We start from the raw sequence: 19916 nt of genomic DNA, 5'->3' as shown, positions 1-19916 counted from the left end.
GCTTCACGGCGTCGCGGCGGCGATAGCCAGCGCTCGGTCGAGTTGCTCCAGATTGTTGTAAAAGTGCGGCGAAAAGCGAATGCCGCCGCCGCGCAACGCGCAAACCACACCGGAGTGCTGTAAATGCCGGTACACGGCGTGGTTGTCGCGGCGGCGATGGCGAAAAGTGACGATGCCGGATTTCAGCGGCGGGTGGCGCTCGGACAATAATTCCAAGGCCGGATCGGCATCGATCGCGGCTTTCAGGTAGTCGCTGCGCTCCACGATCAAGGCTTCGACCTTGTCCATGCCGGTTTCCAGCAAGAGCGACAGACTGGCCGACAGCGCGTGGATGCACAGCATGTTCGGGCTGCCCGCCTCGAAGCGGCGAGCGGTCGGGTGCATTTCCCACGGCCGGTTTTCATAATTGTGAGTGTCTTTCATCATGTGCCAGCCGTATTGGGTTAAATGCAAACGCTCGCGCGCCGTCGGCGTCGTATAAAACACGCCCAAGCCTTCCGGCCCGAACAACCATTTGTGGCCGTCGGCCATTACGAAATCGGCCTGGCAGGCGAGTACGTCGAATTGCACCGCGCCCAGACTCTGGATCGCGTCGACGCAAAACAGGATGCCGCGCTGTTTGCAGAAGGCACCCAGCCGGTTCAAATCCAGGCGCAGACCGGAGGCGAATTGAATCGAGCTGATGGTCAGTAGCTTGGTGCGTTGGTCGACCAGGGCGAACAACGCATCTTCCGGCGTCGCGGCGGCTTGCAAATCGGCTTCGCGAAATTCGACGCCGCGTTCGGCCAAGGATTGCCAGGGCAGGCGGTTGGACGGAAATTCCTCGTTGCTGGAGACGATGTTGTCGCCGGTTTGCCAATCCAAACCGTAGGCCACGAAGGATAAGGCTTCCGAGGTGTTTTTGACCAAGGCGATGTCGTCGGCCGAGGCCGCGTTCAACAAGTGCCGGAATTGCTCGCGAATTTGAGTTTCTTTCTCCAGCCACTGCGGGTAATAGTGCGAACCGTAACGGCAATTTTGCTCGGCAAAGCGGATCACTTCGGCGCCGGTACGTTTGGGCCACGGTGCCACCGCGGCGTGGTTCAGATAAATCAATTCGTCGGTCAATGGAAATTCGGGATGGCTCATGGCGGCAACCAGCGGTAACAATGGGATGCCGGCAGTGTCGCGGAAGGACTGGCCGATGGCAAGTGACATTTTTCGCTGTGCATATGCGGTCGCGGTGGTCACATAAGCGGTGTTAGACTGCTGCGCTCGACTATTTGCCGGAGGCAACATGCGCATCAAATCCCTGTGTGTTTATTGCGGCTCCAGCCCGGGCCGTAACGGCGATTATCTGGCCGCCGCCGAAGCTCTGGCCGAAGAAATGGTCGGGCGTGGCATTCGCTTGGTTTACGGCGGTGCCGACGTGGGCGTCATGGGCGCGGTGGCCAACGCGGTGCTGGCGGCCGGCGGTCAAGTCACCGGCATCATCCCGGAAGCCCTGGTATCCAAAGAAGTGGCTCACCGCAACTTGACCGAGCTGCACGTGACCCGCTCCATGCACGACCGCAAGGCGATGATGGCCGAGCTGGCCGACGCCTTCGTCGCCTTGCCGGGCGGCATCGGCACACTGGAAGAAATTTTCGAAATCTGGACCTGGGCGCAGCTGGGCTTGCACCAAAAGCCGTTCGGTTTGTTGAATGTGGCGGGCTATTACGACAAGCTGATTGCGTTTTTGGATCACGTGGTCGAGGAACGCTTCGTCAAGCCGCCGCACCGACAAGCTTTGCTGGTCGCCAGCGCCGCGGCGCAATTGCTGGACGGCTTCGAAACCTACCATCCCGCCGAGGAGCCACGTTGGATGACTAGTGAACAGATTTGAGTTTTGCCCGGCCATTTGATTGGGCCGGCGTGCGGCGAAAGCTCGGTCGCACTTGCAAGCGCCGGCGCCGCGATAATGTTTCGATTTTTTTCCGATTGCCCGAAGTGGCGGGATGTCCCATGTTTTAGAAAAAACTTCCAACTTGGTGCATAACCGTTTGCTTTCCTCGTTAGCGCAGTAATTCTTCCAAGTCCTCCTGCCTTATCCGTTCCAATCACCGGACTGGGTTCCGCTTGTCTAAAAATCTTCTGCGAAGCCGCCTGTCGCCAGAGGCGTTATTGTTCGCGGCGATTTGCCGTTGCTGACCGCCGGTTGGCGATAAAAATGGTTTTTGCGCGAAAAATTAAGTCGATAATATTTTATAACTTATTGTAATTATTGATTTTTATTTTTTATAAAAAGTCGGCGCTTCAAGTGGATGCCGTCTTTTTCCATGACATTCCAGCTTAATTTTGTGAATTAACTGACTGATACCAATGGAGATTGAGCGGCGAAAAAATATTCGTTGCAATGCCTGGGTGTTGTGCTGTAAGTCATTGTAGGTAAAGAGAGATTTTAATGTAACTCCTCTTGACTATCCGTCCCGACAAAACTATAGTGGAGTAGAAGTGATGTAAAGTGGCGTAAAAGGGAAAATTTCGGATTTTTTGAGGCAGATCTTGTTTCGCGGCATAAGTTCAATCAGTTTGGATGCCAAAGGTCGTATTGCGATTCCCACGCGATACCGCGATGAATTGCATGAATGCTGCGAACGGCAAATGATCGTAACCCTGGCGGTAAACGAAAAATGCGTCGGCGAACCCGGTTGCCTGTGGCTATACCCCTTGCCCGAATGGGAAAAATTGGAACAAACCATTAACAAACTGCCGACGCTTAACAAAGCGGCCGGCAAATTGCGCCGGTTCTTGATCGGGCATGCCAGCGAATGCGAAATGGATACCCAAGGGCGTTTGTTATTGCCCGAGAAATTGCGCGAGTACGCCAACATGGACAAACAACTGTATTTGGTTGGCCAATTAAATAAATTCGAAATTTGGAACGATGTGGCTTGGTTGCAAAAGCAACAGGAATGGATGGACGGTGACGATACGGAAGGATTGAGCGATCTGGAAGACTTGTCGTTTTAGCGGTCGGTAACGTGCATCAATCCGTATTGTATCAAGAGGCTTTGACCGGTCTGCGCATCAAGCCCGACGGCATTTACGTCGATTGTACCTTTGGCCGCGGCGGGCATAGCGCCGGCGTGTTGCAGCAACTCGGGGTGTCCGGGCGGCTGTTGGCAATCGACAGAGATCCGGAAGCCATTCGCTCCGCCGAAGCATGCCGGTTACAAAGCGATCCGCGTTTCAGCTTGTATCACGCTAGTTTCGCCGAGCTGAAAGCGATTGCCGAAAGTCTGAATTTATCCGGGCGAGTAGACGGTTTGTTACTCGATCTGGGCGTTTCTTCGCCGCAGCTGGATACTGCGGAACGAGGTTTTAGTTTTTTGCGCGAAGGTCCGTTGGATATGCGTATGGACAGCAGTCAAGGCATGACGGCGGCCGATTATTTGGCGCAAGTCGAAGAGCAAGAGTTGGTGCGCGTGTTGTTCGAATATGGCGAAGAGCGATTTGCCCGGCGGATTGCCGCTGCCGTCGTCAAAGAACGCAAGCACAAACCGATTCGCACCACCGCCGAGTTGGTGGCATTAATCGAAGCCTGCGTGCCGTTCAAGGAAAAGCACAAACATCCGGCGACGCGCAGTTTTCAGGCAATACGCATAGAAATCAACCAGGAATTACAGCAAGTCCAGCAAATACTGGCGCAGAGCGCGGCGCTTTTGGCGCACGGCGGCAGATTGGTGGTCATTGCATTTCATTCTCTGGAAGACCGTATCGTTAAACGCTTTATTAAAAACGAATCAGGCAATAAAACCGATCCAGGCCGCTTACCGGTGAAAGAGCAAGATATTGTGAAAGGGCAGTTTAAAAAGATCGGCGCCCCGATTCGAGCCGGGAGTGAAGAACTGAAAACCAACCCCAGGGCGCGTAGCGCAGTGATGCGGGTTGCCGAGAAATTGTAATGGACGCCGTTAAAAACGTTTTTCTGGGTATGTTGATTGCGATGCTGATGGTATCCGCGCTGGCGGTCATTTACAGCAAGTATCAAGCGCGCATTTTGTTTATCGAAATTCAAAAAAAAGAAAAACAGTTGGACGATTACGAGGTTGAAAGAGGCCGCTTATTGTTGGAGCTGTCGACCTTGACCGAAGAAACGCGGGTGGAAATAGAAGCCAGACAACGTCTGCAACTCACCTTACCCGCTCAAAACGACATTGTTTACATCAGGCCGTAGATGAGAATCGCCGTTGCACACACCGCTGACAATAGAGCCCTGCCGGGCTACCCAGTCAGACGTCGGTTGCTCATGGGAGCCATCGCCTGCGCGATGTTGGCGCTGGCGGGCCGCGCTTTGTATCTGCAAGTATTGAACCGGACTTTTTTGCAAGACAAGGGCGACATGCAGCATTTGGGCATTATCGAAGTACCGGCCTACCGCGGGCAGATTAAAGATAGAAGCGGCGAACCTTTGGCGATTAGCGCGCCGGTGCAGTCCATCTGGGTGAATTTGCGTCAGTTGAAGGCCGAAGAACGAGATAAACAATTGCAAATGGCCAAATACTTGGGCATGCCGACCAAGGATCTGGACGCATTCATCAGCAACAATGCCGGTAAGCGCTTCGTTTATCTGCGCCGGCAGATCAATCCGGATTTGGCGGATAAGGTCAAGGCTTTGGAAATATCCGGCGTGTATTTCGAAACCGCGTTCAAACGTTATTACCCGACCGGCGCCACCACCGGCCATTTATTGGGATTCACCAATATCGACGATGTCGGTCAGGAAGGCCTGGAACACGGATACGAATATTTGTTAGCCGGCAAACCGGGGCGCAAAAGAGTCATTAAAGACGGTAAAGGCCGCGTCATAAAAGACGTGGAAAACATTCAGGAAGCCGTGCCGGGCCGGGATTTGAATCTGAGCATAGACGAACGCATTCAATACTTGGCGTATCGGGAATTGCAGACAACGTTATTCAAGCATAAAGCCCATTCCGCGTCGTTGGTGGTGTTGGACGCTAAAAACGGCGATGTGTTGGCTTCGGTTAGCCAGCCGGCTTTTAATCCCAATAATAGAAAGGAATTACGCAGCAATCGCTACCGCAACCGGGCCATGGTGGACGTGTTCGAGCCGGGTTCGACGGTGAAGCCGTTTGTGGTGGCGGCGGCCTTGGATGGCGGTTATGTGGACCCGAATGTGTTGATAGAAACGCACGGTATCTATAACGTCGGCCGTAACGTGGTCAAGGATATTCACAACTATGGCACGATGGATTTGACTTTGGTGTTGCAAAAATCCAGCAATATCGCGGTCACCAAAATCGCGATGAGCATGCCGCCCGAATACTTCTGGAACGTTTACAGTAACTTAGGTTTCGGTTCCTCGGCGGGCGTGGGCTTTCCCGGCGAAGCCAGCGGCAGCTTGTTGGACTATCAAGGCTGGCACGAATTCGATCAGGCTATTCTGTCCTTCGGCTACGGCGTATCGACCTCGATACTACAGCTGGCGCGGGCTTATACCGCGTTGGCGGACGACGGCATCGTACATTCGGTCTCTTTGCTGAAACGCGACGAAGACCCGGATGCGCGTCGGGTGTTCAAGCCGGAAACGGCGCGTAAGGTGCGGGATATGTTGGAACACGTGATCAGCAAGGAAGGCACGGCCTACCAAGCCAGGGTGGAAGGATACCGAGTGGCCGGGAAAACCGGTACCGTGAAGAAAACCTCCGCTTCCGGCGGTTACACCCACGACAAATATTTATCGGTGTTCGTCGGCATGGCGCCGGCCAGCAATCCGCGTTTCGTTATCGCCATTGTGGTCGACGAACCGAGCACCGGCCAGTACTACGGCGGATTGGTCGCCGCGCCGGTGTTTTCCAAGGTGATGGCGGGCATTTTACGCATCTACGGCGTCGAGCCGGACGGCATGGATACCATGCCATTGTTATTGACTAGAAAATGAGGCTCAGCGTGTTACTCGAAGGGCTTGCCGACCTAACCAGCGATTGCGAAGTCGGCGGTCTGTGCTTAGACAGCCGGCAGTTGCAGTCCGGGCAGGTGTTCATTGCGTTGAACGGCGCTTTGCAACACGGCTTGAGTTATGCCGGTCAGGCGGCGGCGGCCGGTGCGGCGGCGATCGTCTACGACCCGGAAGGGAGCGGCGGAGCGTGTCCGCAATCCGCAGAAGTTCCCATGGTGGCAGTCGATGAATTGGGCCGATTGCTCGGGGAAATCGCCGCGCGCTTTTACGCCTATCCGTCGCGGCGGCTCGAAGTCGTCGGCATTACCGGTACCAACGGCAAGACCACCTGCAGTCAACTCTTGGCGCAAGCCTTGGCCGACTGCGGCGTGATAGGCACCTTAGGTTGGGGACGCATCGGCAATTTACATCCGACCGTCAACACCACCCCGGACGCCCTGGCGGTGCAGCGCATGCTGCACGATATGGCGGCTATCGGCTTGAAGCGAGTGGCAATGGAAGTGTCGTCGCACGGATTGCATCAGGGCCGGGTCAACGCCGTGGATTTCGTCGGCGCGGTTTTTACTAATTTAAGTCGGGATCACCTGGATTATCACGGCGATATGGACAGTTATTTACAGGCTAAATTGAGCTTGTTCAACAACCCGGCCTTGCAGTTCGCGGTGATTAACCTGGACGATCCCAATAGTGGAGAGGTGTCTATGACTTTGAGCCCGACCGTTCGACGTTGGGGCTTCAGCGTTACCGGCAAGACCGTCCCGCAGACTGAGTGCGTGCAGGCAGACCAGGTCGTGCATTCGAATGACGGAATCAGGTTTCGCGTGACTTGGCAAAACCTCAGTCAAACGGCTTACACCCCGGTAGTGGGCGCATTCAACCTGCAAAACGTGTTGACGGTGATGAGCGTATTGTTGGCGATGGGTTGGCCGTTTGCACCAGCGGTAGAACGCTTAGCCCATTTACGGCCGGTGACCGGACGGATGGAAAAATTCGGGGCCGCCGGTCAGCCGCAGGTGATCATCGATTACGCTCACACCCCGGATGCCCTGGAAAAAGTGCTGCTGGCTTCCAAAGGTTCTGGCAAATTGTGGGTAGTGTTCGGTTGCGGGGGCGACAGAGATAAAGGCAAACGGCCGGAAATGGGCCGGATAGCCGAGGTTTTGGCGGATAGAGTGATCCTGACCGACGACAATCCGCGCAGTGAACCGGCGTACCAAATCATCAACGACATTTTGGCCGGTTGTTTGAGCGACAAAGTCAGCATCATCAACGACAGACATCGTGCTATCACGACCGCGATCAAGCAGGCACAAGCCGAAGATTGCGTGGTGATTGCCGGCAAAGGCCATGAAAACTACCAAGACATCGAAGGTCGCAAAATCCCGTTCAGCGATCAAGAGGCGGCCGTTGCCGCACTGCAAGCTTGGGGGGCGCCGCTATGAAGTTGCTTTTGAGCGAAATCAGCGCTGCGGTTAACGGACAACTTTTGGGCGCAGACCGAGAAATAAGCGGCATCAGCATAGATACCCGCACGCTGGTCGCGGGCGATTTGTACCTGGCGATACGCGGTCACGCCTTCGACGGCCACGATTTTACCGCCAATGCGGCTAAGGCGGGCGCCTCGGCATTATTGGTGGAACGCGTTGCGGATTGCGCGTTGCCGCAGATTCTCGTTGGCGATACCCGCTTGGCACTGGCCGAAGCCGCCGGCTATTGGCGGCGCGGTTTGCCGGTCAAAGTGGCCGGCGTCACCGGCAGCAACGGCAAGACCACCGTCAAGGAAATGATAGCGGCGATATTTGCGACCCAAGGCGACACGCTTTCTACCCGCGGCAACTTGAATAACGACATCGGCGTACCGCTGACTTTACTGCGGTTGAACCCGCAGCACCGGTTTGCCGTGATTGAAATGGGCGCAAACCATCCCGGCGAAATCGCCTACACCAGTCGTTATGCGCAGGCGGACGTCAGCGTAATTACCAACGTGGGACCGGCGCATATCGAGGGGTTCGGCAGTGTGCGGGGAGTAGCCGAGGCCAAAGGCGAGATTCTTCGTGCGCTTGGGCCGCAAGGCGTGGCCGTGTTGAACCGGGACGACCCGTTTTACGATTTTTGGTTGCAGCACTGCGTGGCCGGCCGGCGTAGCGTGAGCTTCGGTTTCGACCTCGCGGCCGACGTCCGGGCGCAAGGCGTGACAAGCGGCCTGGGCCCTAACGGTTTCGATACTGCATTCGATCTGATATGGGCGGCGGGTACAGCCAGAATTCGTTTGGCCTTGGCCGGCAAACACAACGTCAAAAACGCCTTGGCCGCCGCCGCGGTAGCGCTGCAATTCGGCATTGCGATAGACGACATTCAAAGCGGCTTGGAGACCATGCAACCCGTTACCGGACGCATGCAAGCCTTGCCGGGTAAAAACGGCAATATCGTCATCGACGATACCTACAACGCCAACCCGGCCTCGTTGCAAGCGGCTCTGGACGCGCTGGATAGCTGCGGCAAGCCGGTTTGGCTGGCGTTGGGGGCTTTCGGAGAGTTGGGCAGCGACAGTGCGGCGTTGCACGCGCAGATGGGTAAAGTCATTCAGGCCAAACCGGTGCAGCGCTTGTTCGCTACCGGAGAATTGGCCCGGCATACCGTGCAGGCTTTTGGTGGCGGCGGGCAATTCTTCGACCGCCAGATCGATTTAATAGAGGCACTGGCCGCGGCGGCCGGCGGTGACGAAATCATATTAATAAAAGGCTCGCGTGCGCAGAAAATGGAAAACGTAGTCGCGGCGCTGGTAGACAATTTTCGGGTAGATTTACACTAATGTTACTGTTACTTGCGGACTTTTTACTTCAATTCGATAGCGGCTTTCGGGTTTTGCATTACCTGACGTTTCGCGCCATTCTCGGGGTGTTGACCGCCTTGGTGATTTCCTTTGTGATCGGTCCGCTCATGATAGAAAAGCTGACGCGCAAAAAGATTGGCCAAAGCGTGCGCGACGACGGCCCGCAAACTCATTATTCCAAATCCGGCACGCCGACGATGGGCGGAACGATGATTCTGTTCGCCATCGCCATCAGCACCTTGCTGTGCGCGGATTTGAGTAACCGTTATGTCTGGGTGGTGCTGTTGGTGACGTTGGCGCACGGCGTGATCGGTTTCATCGACGACTATAAAAAGGTCTTGCTCGGCAATAGTGACGGACTTTCGGCTCGAGCCAAATATTTTTGGCAATCGGTCGTAGCGTTCGCCGCGGCGGTTTATTTGTTTCGTACCGCTCAGGTGCCGGCAGAAACCCAGTTCATTGTGCCGTTCTTCAAAAGTGTCAATTTGGACATGGGCTGGTGGTACGTGGTGCTGACCTATTTCGTGATCGTCGGCGCCAGCAATGCGGTCAATCTGACCGATGGTCTGGACGGTTTGGCGATTATGCCGACCGTAATGATAGCCGCGGCGTTGGCGATATTCGCCTATTTATCTGGACACGCCAATTTTGCCCAATATTTGCATATTCCGCATATACCCAAGGCCGGCGAATTAATCGTATTTTGCGCGGCCTTAGTCGGCTCGGGGCTAGGGTTTTTGTGGTTCAACGCCTATCCGGCCATGGTGTTCATGGGCGACGTCGGTGCGCTGGCCTTGGGCGCCGCATTGGGCGTAGTGGCTGTTTTGGTGCGACAGGAGGTTGTGTTGGTGATCATGGGCGGGATTTTCGTCTTGGAAACCGTATCGGTGATCATCCAGGTGGGGTCCTACAAAATGCGGAAGAAACGGGTATTTTTGATGGCGCCGATTCACCATCACTACGAGTTGAAAGGTTGGCCGGAGCCGCGCATCATCGTCAGATTCTGGATTATTTCAGTGATCTTGGTGTTAATCGGATTGGCGACCTTGAAGTTGAGGTAAACGATGGATACCGGTGGGTTACTCGACAAATTGGCGACGCACTTCGGATTGCATGCCGACAGCGCGCGCCTGTTGATCGTGGGTTTAGGGGCTACCGGATACTCCGCCGCTCAGTTCCTGCAGCACACGCCGATTAAGTTCGCCATCGTCGACAGCCGCCGGCAGCCGCCGCAAATCGAAAGTTTCCGCGAACAGATGCCGGACGTACCGGTGTTTACCGGCGGTTTCGATCAGGCTGCGTTCGACGTCGCTACCCATATGCTGATCAGCCCCGGCGTGTCTTTAAACGAAAAAGTGATCTGCAGGGCGGTGCAAGCAGGGGTGACCGTACTGAGCGACATCGATTTGTTTGCCTGCGCGACCGAGAAACCGGTGCTGGCAATCACGGGCTCCAACGGTAAAAGTACCGTAACGACCATGTTGGGCGACATGGGTCAAGCGGCCGGTTTTAAAACCGCGATCGGGGGGAATTTGGGCACGCCGGCGTTGGACCTGTTGCAACAACAAGCCGATTTATATGTGCTGGAGTTGTCCAGTTTTCAACTCGAACGCACCCGCTTGCTGAACGCGGCGGCGGCAACCGTTTTGAATGTCAGCGCCGATCACTTGGATCGCCACCGCGACATGGCCGAATACGCCGCCGAAAAACAGCGGGTATATTGCGGTGACGGCGTCATGGTGTTGAATGCCGACGACCCGGTGGTGTCGGCCATGCGCGATCAGAGCCGGCGGTGTTTGACCTTCTCGGTCAGAGAGCGGGCCGATTTTTATTTGCGCCGTTGCGAGTCCGTCGATTGGCTGATGTGGGAAGAGCAACAATTAATGGCCGCGGACGAGTTGAATTTAGAGGGTAGCCATAATATTGCCAATGCATTGGCGGCGTTGGCGCTGGGACACGCGATCGGCATGGACCTGAATGCGATGTGCCGGGCCTTGCGCAAATTTAAAGGCTTACCTCACAGGATGCAAAAAGTGGCCGAGCTGCACGGCGTGCGCTGGGTCAACGATTCCAAGGCTACCAATATCGGCGCCTGCGTCGCCGCGCTGCAAGGCTACGAACGCAAAGTGATCCTGATTGCCGGCGGCGACGCCAAGGGTGCGGACATGAGCGAGCTGCAGCCGGTAGTCAGCGAAAAAGCCAAAGCCGTAGTGGTAATGGGTAAAGATGCCTTATTGATGGAACGGGCCTTGCAAGGTTGCGTACCGACTTATCAAGCCGGCGATATCAAGCAGGCCGTGAAAATTGCGGCCTCACTGGCCGAAGTTGGCGATAGCGTTTTATTGTCGCCGGCTTGCGCCAGTCTGGATCAATTCAAAAGTTACGCCGACCGGGGTAACAAGTTTGCCGAAGCGGTGTTGGAGTTAGGCTAATGGCAAAACAACGCTATCACGTCGATGAAACCCTGTTGACGGCTTGTCTGTGCCTGCTGGGCTTGGGTTTTGTGATGGTTGCTTCTTCTTCCATGCACATGGGCGTGAAGGTGGCGGAAGACTTGTCGAATTATCCGATTAAGCAGTTGGCGCATATCTTGATCGGCTTAGTGGTTGCGGCCGCTATGATGAACGTGCCGATGAAGACTTGGCACAAAATAGGTCAGCCCTTGTTCATTGCCGGCTTGCTGTTGTTGTTGGTGGTATTGGTGCCTGGCATAGGCGTCAGGGTTAACGGTAGCGTGCGTTGGCTATCGCTGTTCGGCTTGCGCATTCAGGTTTCCGAAGTGATGAAATTCATTGCGGTCGTCTACATGGCCGGCTACATCACCAGACATGGCGAGCACGTGCGTAAATCGCTGTTCGGCCTGGTCAGGCCCTTGTTGCTGTTCTCGGTGGCTTGCGTGTTGTTGTTGATGGAACCCGATTTCGGCTCGGCGGTGGTGATACTGATTATCGCCATGGGCATGATGTTTTTAGGTGGCGCCCGATTGTCGCCGTTCGTGTTGCTGGTCGTGCTGGTTTCGGCCGCGGCGGCGGCCCTGGCTTACACCTCGCCTTATCGCTGGGAACGGGTAGTCGGCTTCCTGGAGCCCTGGGAACACGCCCGCGATAGCGGCTATCAATTGACGCAGGCCTTGATTTCGTTCGGACGCGGCGAAGTGACCGGCGTCGGTTTGGGTAACGGCTTGCAAAAACTGTTTTATTTACCGGAAGCGCACACCGACTTTTTGTTCTCGGTATTGGGCGAAGAATTGGGCTTGGTCGGCGTTGTGCTGGTAATAGCCTTGTTTAGCGCCTTGGTGTTGCGCGGTTTCGCTATCGGCGAGCAAGCCGAGAAGGTCGGCGAATATTTTTCCGCGCTGGTGGCCTACGGTTTGGCGATTTGGTTCGGTTTTCAGGCCTTCGTCAACATGGGCGTCAATATGGGCATATTGCCAACCAAAGGTTTGACCTTGCCGCTGATGAGTTATGGCGGCGGTAGCATGATCGTCATGTGCGGCGCGGTTGCGGTGCTGTTTCGCATTCATTTCGAAGTCACCGAACTTCAAAAAAGTAACGTCAAGGGGATAAAGCGATGAGCGGTCGTATCGTAATCATGGCGGGGGGAACCGGCGGCCATGTGTTTCCCGCTTTGGCGGTTGCGGAAGAAATGCGGTCTCGCGGCTGGCAGGTCAGCTGGTTGGGAACCCGCAAAGGCTTGGAAAGCCGGGTAGTGCCGGAACGCGAGTTCGAGATCGATTGGCTTTCGGTAGAAGGTATACGTGGTAAAGGTCCGGTTGCCAAGGCCTCGGCGCTCGCCGGATTGATGACCGCTTGTCTGCAAGCGCGGCGAATTTTGAAACATCGTAAACCGGACGTGGTGCTGGGCATGGGCGGGTTCGTAGCCGGGCCGGGCGGATTGATGGCGAAATGGCTGCATATTCCTTTGGTCGTGCACGAACAAAATCGTATCCCCGGCACTACTAACCGCTGGTTGGTGAAATTGGCGGCCAGCCGAGTGTTGGAGGCGTTTCCGAATAGTTTTGCCGCCGAAATCAATGCGATTTGCACCGGCAACCCGTTGCGGCAAGCATTCGCCGACTTGCAACCGGCAGAGGAACGCAAATTCGCAAAGGCGCGTCCGTTACGCATCATGGTGTTGGGCGGTAGCCAGGGGGCCAAAGCGCTGAACGAAACCGTGCCCGAGGTGTTGGGTGGCCTGGAACGCTTGGAAGTCAAGCACCAAACCGGCGATTTAATGCGGGACGCGGTAGCCGAGCGTTATCGGCAATTAGGTGTGGCGGCTGAGGTGGCGGCCTTTTTCGAGGATATGCCGCAAGTCTACCGCTGGGCGGATTTGATTATCTGCCGTTCCGGTGCCATGACGGTGAGCGAAGTCGCGGCCTGCGGTTTACCGGCTATTTTCGTACCGTTTCCGCACGCCATCGACGATCATCAGACCGCCAACGCGCGTTACCTGAGCGGTGCCGGTGCGGCCATCGTATTGGATCAAGCGGAATTGAACGAGCATAGCTTGAGCGACGCCATCGACAGGGTCAGAAACTCCTTGCAGGCCATGAGCCGGGCGGCCAAAAGTTTGGCCAAACCCGATGCAACCCAGGCGGTTGCCGATATTTGCGTGCAGGAGGCGGCGCGATGAACCGGCCGTTGATGCACATGCCCACCCAAACGTTGGGCGATATCGACAAGATCCACTTCGTCGGAATCGGCGGCACCGGTATGAGCGGGATTGCCGAAGTGCTGTCGAATTTGGGCTATACGGTGTCCGGTTCCGACATCAAGGCTTCCGCGGTAACCGATAGGCTGGAAGCCTTGGGAATAACTGTTCATTTCGGGCATACCCAACAAAACGTGGCCGGAGTCGACGTGGTCGTGACTTCGACGGCGGTCGATAAAACTAACCCGGAAGTCGTCGCCGCCTACGAAAACCGTATCCCGGTGATTCCGCGCGCGGAAATGTTGGCGGAGTTGATGCGTTTTCGCTTCGGCATCGCGGTGGCCGGTACCCACGGCAAAACCACTACCACCAGTTTGACCACGATGATGCTGGCCGAGGGCGGTTTCGATCCGACTTTCGTGATCGGCGGGCGCTTGAACAGCGTGGGGGCCAACGCCAAATTGGGATTGGGCAAATATTTGGTGGCCGAAGCCGACGAAAGCGATGCGTCGTTTTTGTTTCTGCAGCCGATGATGGCGATTGTGACCAACATCGACCAGGATCACATGGAAACCTACGGCGGCAATTACGAGCGTTTGAAGGACACCTTCGTCAAATTTCTGCATCAGTTGCCGTTTTACGGTCTGGCGGTGTTGTGCATAGACGATACGGGCGTTTGCGACATTCTGCCGGGCATATCCAAACCGGTCAAAACCTACGGCATTGACGAAAAAGCCGACGTGCGAGCGGTTGACGTCCATCAAGACGGATTGCGTACTCATTTTACCGTGTTGCGCTGGGGCGGTTTGCCGCCGTTAAAGGTTACCCTGAACCTGCCCGGCTGGCACAACATGCTGAATGCGCTGGCGGCTACCACCATCGCCACCGCCTTGGGCGTGGACGACGACGCGATAGTGCGCAGCTTGGCGGAATTCAAAGGCGTGGGCCGGCGTTTTCAAATCAACGGCGATGTGGCTTTCGACGGCGGCATGCTGACCTTGGTCGATGATTACGGCCATCATCCGCGCGAATTGGCGGCCACCTTGGAGGCGCTGGCGCAAGCTTGGCCGCAGCGGCGCAAGGTGGTGGTGTTTCAGCCGCATCGATACACGCGCACACGCGACTTATTCGAAGATTTTGTCGACGTGTTGTCGGGCGTCGACGTGTTGATCCTGCTGGACGTGTATGCCGCCGGAGAGGCGCCGATTACCGGCGCGGACGGCAAAGCCTTGAGTCGTTCGATTCGGGTTCGCGGCCAAGTCGATCCGGTATTTGTGCAACACCGCGATGACTTGCCGCAGATTTTGGCCGGCATCGTGCAAAAAGACGATGTGATATTGACAATGGGCGCCGGTAACGTAGGGCAGATCGCGGCCGAGTTGCCGGCGAAATTACAGGAGGCTTTGGCATGATGGCGGCCGAAACCTGGCGCGGAACGCTGCTGAGCGACGAGCCCTTGTCCAAATACACCAGTTGGCGGGTGGGCGGCCCGGCACGTCGGATGTACATCCCGGACAGCAAAGCCGATTTGGTGAGGTTCATCGCTAGCCTGCCGGCGGGCGAACCCTTGGTGTGGATAGGTTTAGGCAGCAACTTGTTGGTCCGCGACGGCGGCGTCAAAGGTACGGTCATCAATACCCGCAATAAATTGAAAGACATGCACTTAATCGATTCCGGCCGGGTGTATGTCGAGGCCGGCGTGCCTTGCGCTCACGTCGCCCGGTTTTGTAGCGATTTGGGCCTGACCGGCGCGGAGTTTCTGGCAGGCATCCCCGGCACCATGGGCGGGGCTTTGGCGATGAATGCCGGCGCGTTCGGCGGCGAAACCTGGCGTATCGTCGAGCGGGTCGAGATGGTGAACCGGCACGGGCAAATTTTGGAGCGCGGTACAGACGAGTTCGAAGTGGCTTATCGCTCGGTGAGAGGCTTGCCGGAAGAATGGTTTTTGTCGGCGCAGTTGCGTCTGCAATCAGGCGATAGTCAAGCCAGCCAGACGCATATCAAGACCTTGCTGGACAAACGCAATGCCAGCCAACCGACCAATAAACCGACCTGCGGGTCGGTGTTTAAAAATCCCCCCGGAGATTTTGCCGCGCGTTTGATAGAAGCCTGCGGTTTGAAAGGTTTTAGCGTCGGTGGGGCGATGGTGTCGGAAAAACACGCGAATTTCATCGAAAACCGCGGCGATGCGACCGCCGCGGATATCGAAACCTTAATCGAATATATCCAAGATCGGGTGCGTAACCAATTCGGCGTCGCCTTGCAAACCGAAGTGTGCCGGATAGGTGACAAAATATGAAAGCATTGAAAATTCATAACGCCGCCGAGTTCGGCAAAGTGGCGGTATTGATGGGCGGCACCGCCGCCGAGCGGGAGATTTCCTTGATCAGCGGCAAAGCGGTTTTTCTGGCGTTGCAGGCCCAAGGGGTCGATGCGGTCGCGATCGATCTGACCGGCAGTCCGATCCGGGCTTTGCAAGATCAAGGATTCGACCGGGTATTTAACATTGTGCACGGCCGCGGCGGTGAAGACGGCGTGTTGCAAGCGATATTGCAAGCCTTGGAACTGCCTTATACCGGCTCGGGCGTGTTGGCGTCCGCCTTGAGCATGGACAAATTACGGACCAAGCTGTGTTGGCAGGCGATGGGCTTGCCGACTCCGAAATGGTTTGTGTTGAAAGACGCAAGCGACATCGATGCATGCATTGATGCGCTGGGGTTTCCAGTCATCGTCAAGCCGGCGTTGGAGGGCTCCAGTATCGGCATGAGTAAAGCCAATGACCGCGGCGAATTGCTGGCGGCGCAGCAATTGGCCAGTCAATACGGTTGCGACGTGTACGCGGAACAATGGATAGAGGGCAAGGAATACACCGTCGGAATTTTGGACGGCGAGGCCTTGCCGGCGATTCGGCTGGAAACGCCGCACACATTTTACGACTTCGACGCCAAGTATCGAGCGGACACTACCCAATACCACTGCCCTTGCGGTTTGGACGCGCAAGCCGAAGAACGCCTCAAAGCGTTGGCGTTGACGGCTTGCGAGGTGGTAGGCGTTAAGGGGTGGGGGCGAGTCGACTGTTTCCTGGACAAAGACGGTGAGCCGCAGTTGATCGAGGTCAATACGGTGCCGGGCATGACGGATCACAGTTTGGTGCCGATGGCGGCGAAAGCGTTAGGGGTCGATTTCGAGCAACTGGTCTGGCGCATATTGGAAACCAGCGTGGCGGATACATGCGGCTGATAAGAGCATTCGGATTTGCCGTGATAGCGGCTTTATTGCTCGGCTTGGGCTGGCGGCAATGGCACGCGACCGACGCCGCCAGCCGGCCTATCCGTTACGTCAGGATCGAAGGGGCGTTTCAGTACACCAATAAGGATAAATTAAAGCAACTTCTGACTCCGGAACTGAAGCGCGGCTTTTATCACGCCGACATGGATACCGTGCAGGAGTCGCTGAGCAGTTTGCCGTTGGTTGCCAAAGTGGATGTAAAGCGGGTGTGGCCGGATGCGGTGCATATCAAAATCGTGGAAGAGAAGCCTATCGTCCGCTGGGGCGATAAGGCCTTGTTAAACAAACAAGGCGATATTTTGCTGCCGGACGACACCGCGGAATTTAAGAATTTGCCGTTGATTACCGGGCCGGCCGGCCAGGAGAAAAAATTATTGGAAATCATGAAGGGCGTTTATCTAGTGCTGCGGGATAAATCCATGCAATTGGCCGAATTTCACGTTAACGAACGGCGGGCGTGGCGGATCAAATTGGCTAACGGCATGGAAATGCAGTTGGGACGCAAGGCGCCGCTGGAGAGCATGCAGCGTTTTTTGCGGACTATCGACTTGATAGGCGCCGAACGGGTCGGAATGATGGCGAGCGTGGACACGCGCTATCCCAACGGTTATGCGGTGACCTGGAAGCCGGACGCGCCGCCGATCGACTGGAAGCAGGTGGCACATGCCGCTTATTGATCATCCGGTTGCCGGTGCATTTAACGAATACATAATTGAAACTGTAGGCTTACTAGAGCAATAACATGGCCAAAAAGACTGATCGAAATTTACTTGTGGGGCTGGACATCGGCACGTCGAAAGTCGCGGCCATAGTCGGAGAATACCGTGGCGGAGATGAGATCGAAGTGATCGGCATAGGCACGGCGCCGTCCAAAGGGTTGAAAAAAGGCATCGTGGTTAATTTGGAATCTACCGTGCATTCGATTCAGCGGGCGGTGGAAGAAGCCGAGTTAATGGCCGGTTGCCAGATTAAATCGGTATTTGCCGGTATTGCCGGCAGCCACATCAAAAGCCTGAATTCGCACGGTATCGTCGCGATCAAGGAAAAGGAAGTAACTCAGCACGACATCGACCGCGTGATCGACTCCGCGCGGGCGGTGGCGATACCGGCGGATCAGAAAATCCTGCACATCCTGCCGCAGGAGTTCGTGATAGACCAGCAGGAGGGCATCAAAGAGCCGATAGGCATGTCCGGCATCCGTTTGGAAGCCAAGGTGCACATGGTGACCAGTAGCGTCAGCGCCGAGCAAAACATAGTCAAGTGCATTCGCCGTTGCGGTTTGGACGTGGATGACATCGTATTGGAGCAGCTGGCGTCTTGCTCGGCCGTATTGACCGACGACGAAAAAGACTTGGGCGTGTGCCTGATCGATATCGGCGGCGGCACTACGGACATTGCGATTTATTCGGAAGGCGCGATCAAGCACACTGCGGTGATTCCTATTGCCGGCGATCAGGTCACCAACGACATCGCGGTGGCGTTACGCACGCCGACCAAAAATGCCGAAGAAATCAAGCGCCAATTCGCCTGCGCGTTGACCGACATGGCCGACCCCCAGCAAATGATCAACGTGCCGAGTATCGGCGACCGCGAGCCGCGCAAAATTTCCGCGCAAAACCTGGCGGAAATCGTAGAGCCGCGTTACGAAGAATTGATGCTGCTGGTGCAAGCCGAATTGCGCCGTAGCGGATACGAGGATTTGATTGCCGCCGGCATGGTGATTACCGGCGGTAGTTCGCAAGTACGGGGACTGACCGAATTGGCGGAAGAAATTTTCCATATGCCGGTTCGTTTAGGGACGCCGCTGCACGTGTCCGGGTTGACCGATGTGGCGCAAAATCCAATTTATTCCACCGCGGTGGGGTTATTGGTCTATGGCAAGGATCATCACGGGCGGGCTTTGGGGTTGAACGACGAAGGCGGAAATTTGTGGGCAACCATCAAAAATTGGTTTCAAGGAAATTTTTAATTTAAGCAAATACAACTAGTGTGTTCGGAGGGTGTGAAAATGAAGTACGAATTGATGGATAACATAGGTAGTGCCGTGATAAAGGTCGTCGGTGTTGGTGGAGGCGGCGGCAATGCCGTCAACCACATGATCGAAACCGGCATCGACGGCGTGCAATTTATCTGCGCTAATACCGATGCGCAGGCGTTAAGGCAAATGAATGTCGACACCATCGTGCAATTGGGCTCCGAATTGACTAAAGGTTTAGGTGCCGGGACCCGTCCCGAGGTTGGACGCGCGGCGGCCGAAGAAACTCGCGAGCGGATTCGCGAAGTCATCGACGGCGCCGACATGGTGTTTTTGACCGCCGGCATGGGTGGTGGCACCGGTACCGGTGCGATTACGGTGTTCGCCGAAGAAGCTAAATCGATGGGGGTGTTGACGGTAGCGGTAGTGTCCAAACCGTTCGAATTCGAAGGTGCCAAGAAAAAAGGCGTGGCCGATAACGGCTTGCGCGATCTGGAGAAGCTGGTCGATTCGTTGATCGTGATTCCTAATCAAAAACTGTTGCCGACCTTGGGTAACAACCGCTCACTGGTAGAGGCGTTCAAGGTGGCCAACGACGTGCTGCTGGATGCGGTGCAAGGTATTACCGAACTGATTACCCATCCCGGCATGATCAATGTCGACTTCGCCGACTTGACCACCGTGATGACCAATATGGGCAGCGCGATTATGGGTACAGGTATCGCCAGCGGCGAAAACCGCGCCCGCTTGGCGGCGGAAAAAGCGATTGCTTGCCCGTTGCTGGAAGACATCAATTTGCAAGGCGCGCGCGGTATTCTGGTCAACGTAACGTCATGCGGCGATCTGGGCTTGAACGAATTCGACGAAATCGGCAGTATCATGCATGCGTTCGCCTCTGACGATGCCGACATCAAAATCGGTATGGCGGTCAATCCCGATATGGGCAATCAGATCAAGGTGACCGTGGTCGCTACCGGCATGGGCGAAAAAATGCGGGCGAATGCGCCTATCAAATTGGTGCAAAAAGTCGCGGCCGGCGAAGTGAATTACGACCAGCTGGAAAAGCCGACCGTTATCCGGCAACAAAGATCGGAAGCCGCTACAAGAGAGAGTCGTTTCGGCGCGCAACCTAGAGCCGACGGCGATTTGGATTACTTGGATGTACCGGCATTTTTGCGCCGGCAGGCGGACTAGACGATCAAAATTCGCACGGGAAGTTGCCTTGA

General features: G+C 55.8%; 18 protein-coding genes. 17 read left to right on the top strand and 1 reads right to left on the bottom strand.

Annotation, left to right across the window (positions count from 1 at the left end):
• Positions 1-3: 3 nt before the first annotated feature.
• Positions 4-1128, bottom strand: coding sequence for an aminotransferase class V-fold PLP-dependent enzyme (locus tag AB0A83_RS17055; protein ID WP_367156179.1), 1125 nt, complete (start codon positions 1126-1128; stop codon positions 4-6).
• Positions 1129-1276: 148 nt separating this feature from the next.
• Here AB0A83_RS17055 and AB0A83_RS17050 point away from each other — a divergent pair, with 148 nt between their 5' ends.
• From AB0A83_RS17050 to ftsZ, 17 genes are all read left to right on the top strand, one after another.
• Complete coding sequence (locus AB0A83_RS17050) at positions 1277-1864, top strand: TIGR00730 family Rossman fold protein (RefSeq protein ID WP_150050467.1); 588 nt, start codon at positions 1277-1279, stop codon at positions 1862-1864.
• Between the two features lie 659 nt (positions 1865-2523).
• A complete protein-coding gene (gene mraZ, locus AB0A83_RS17045) occupies positions 2524-2991 on the top strand; it encodes a division/cell wall cluster transcriptional repressor MraZ (protein ID WP_150050465.1) in 468 nt (155 codons plus the stop codon).
• 11 nt (positions 2992-3002) lie between these two features.
• Positions 3003-3926, top strand: coding sequence for a 16S rRNA (cytosine(1402)-N(4))-methyltransferase RsmH (rsmH, locus tag AB0A83_RS17040; protein WP_367154792.1), 924 nt, complete (start codon positions 3003-3005; stop codon positions 3924-3926).
• Positions 3926-4198: a cell division protein FtsL gene (gene ftsL, locus AB0A83_RS17035; RefSeq protein ID WP_150050461.1), complete on the top strand. Its 273-nt coding sequence runs from the start codon at positions 3926-3928 to the stop codon at positions 4196-4198. The genes rsmH and ftsL overlap by 1 nt, the downstream gene beginning before the upstream one ends.
• A gap of 72 nt (positions 4199-4270) precedes the next feature.
• Positions 4271-5923, top strand: coding sequence for a penicillin-binding protein 2 (locus AB0A83_RS17030; protein ID WP_232056690.1), 1653 nt, complete (start codon positions 4271-4273; stop codon positions 5921-5923).
• A complete protein-coding gene (locus tag AB0A83_RS17025; protein WP_150050457.1) occupies positions 5920-7383 on the top strand; it encodes a UDP-N-acetylmuramoyl-L-alanyl-D-glutamate--2,6-diaminopimelate ligase in 1464 nt (487 codons plus the stop codon). The genes AB0A83_RS17030 and AB0A83_RS17025 overlap by 4 nt, the downstream gene beginning before the upstream one ends.
• Positions 7380-8753 (top strand): UDP-N-acetylmuramoyl-tripeptide--D-alanyl-D-alanine ligase, encoded by a 1374-nt coding sequence (gene murF, locus AB0A83_RS17020; RefSeq protein WP_150050455.1) that lies wholly within the window; start codon positions 7380-7382, stop codon positions 8751-8753. Before AB0A83_RS17025 ends, murF begins: the two co-directional genes overlap by 4 nt.
• Positions 8753-9835 carry a phospho-N-acetylmuramoyl-pentapeptide-transferase gene (gene mraY / locus AB0A83_RS17015; RefSeq protein ID WP_150050453.1) on the top strand — a complete coding sequence of 361 codons (1083 nt, stop codon included), beginning with the start codon at positions 8753-8755 and terminating at the stop codon, positions 9833-9835. Before murF ends, mraY begins: the two co-directional genes overlap by 1 nt.
• Positions 9836-9838: 3 nt before the next feature.
• Entirely contained in the window at positions 9839-11206 is a 1368-nt protein-coding gene (gene murD, locus AB0A83_RS17010) for a UDP-N-acetylmuramoyl-L-alanine--D-glutamate ligase (RefSeq protein ID WP_150050451.1), read from the top strand.
• On the top strand, positions 11206-12348 hold the full coding sequence (ftsW, locus tag AB0A83_RS17005) for a putative lipid II flippase FtsW (RefSeq protein ID WP_150050449.1): 1143 nt from the start codon (positions 11206-11208) through the stop codon (positions 12346-12348). The genes murD and ftsW overlap by 1 nt, the downstream gene beginning before the upstream one ends.
• On the top strand, positions 12345-13409 hold the full coding sequence (gene murG / locus AB0A83_RS17000) for an undecaprenyldiphospho-muramoylpentapeptide beta-N-acetylglucosaminyltransferase (RefSeq protein WP_150050447.1): 1065 nt from the start codon (positions 12345-12347) through the stop codon (positions 13407-13409). The genes ftsW and murG overlap by 4 nt, the downstream gene beginning before the upstream one ends.
• A gap of 11 nt (positions 13410-13420) precedes the next feature.
• Positions 13421-14839 (top strand): UDP-N-acetylmuramate--L-alanine ligase, encoded by a 1419-nt coding sequence (gene murC / locus AB0A83_RS16995; protein ID WP_367156178.1) that lies wholly within the window; start codon positions 13421-13423, stop codon positions 14837-14839.
• Positions 14836-15726 carry a UDP-N-acetylmuramate dehydrogenase gene (murB, locus tag AB0A83_RS16990; protein ID WP_367154791.1) on the top strand — a complete coding sequence of 297 codons (891 nt, stop codon included), beginning with the start codon at positions 14836-14838 and terminating at the stop codon, positions 15724-15726. The genes murC and murB overlap by 4 nt, the downstream gene beginning before the upstream one ends.
• Positions 15723-16667 (top strand): D-alanine--D-alanine ligase, encoded by a 945-nt coding sequence (locus tag AB0A83_RS16985; RefSeq protein WP_150050443.1) that lies wholly within the window; start codon positions 15723-15725, stop codon positions 16665-16667. The genes murB and AB0A83_RS16985 overlap by 4 nt, the downstream gene beginning before the upstream one ends.
• Complete coding sequence (locus tag AB0A83_RS16980) at positions 16658-17392, top strand: cell division protein FtsQ/DivIB (RefSeq protein ID WP_150050441.1); 735 nt, start codon at positions 16658-16660, stop codon at positions 17390-17392. The genes AB0A83_RS16985 and AB0A83_RS16980 overlap by 10 nt, the downstream gene beginning before the upstream one ends.
• A gap of 65 nt (positions 17393-17457) precedes the next feature.
• Entirely contained in the window at positions 17458-18684 is a 1227-nt protein-coding gene (gene ftsA / locus AB0A83_RS16975; protein ID WP_150050439.1) for a cell division protein FtsA, read from the top strand.
• Between the two features lie 39 nt (positions 18685-18723).
• Positions 18724-19884, top strand: a complete 1161-nt coding sequence (ftsZ, locus tag AB0A83_RS16970; protein ID WP_150050437.1) for a cell division protein FtsZ — start codon at positions 18724-18726, stop codon at positions 19882-19884.
• Positions 19885-19916 lie beyond the last annotated feature (32 nt).

Source organism: Methylomonas sp. HYX-M1, assembly GCF_040741385.1.
Classification (GTDB): domain Bacteria; phylum Pseudomonadota; class Gammaproteobacteria; order Methylococcales; family Methylomonadaceae; genus Methylomonas; species Methylomonas rhizoryzae.
The sequence above is the reverse complement of the archived record's forward strand: the minus strand, read 5'-3'. Positions and strand labels throughout refer to the sequence as shown.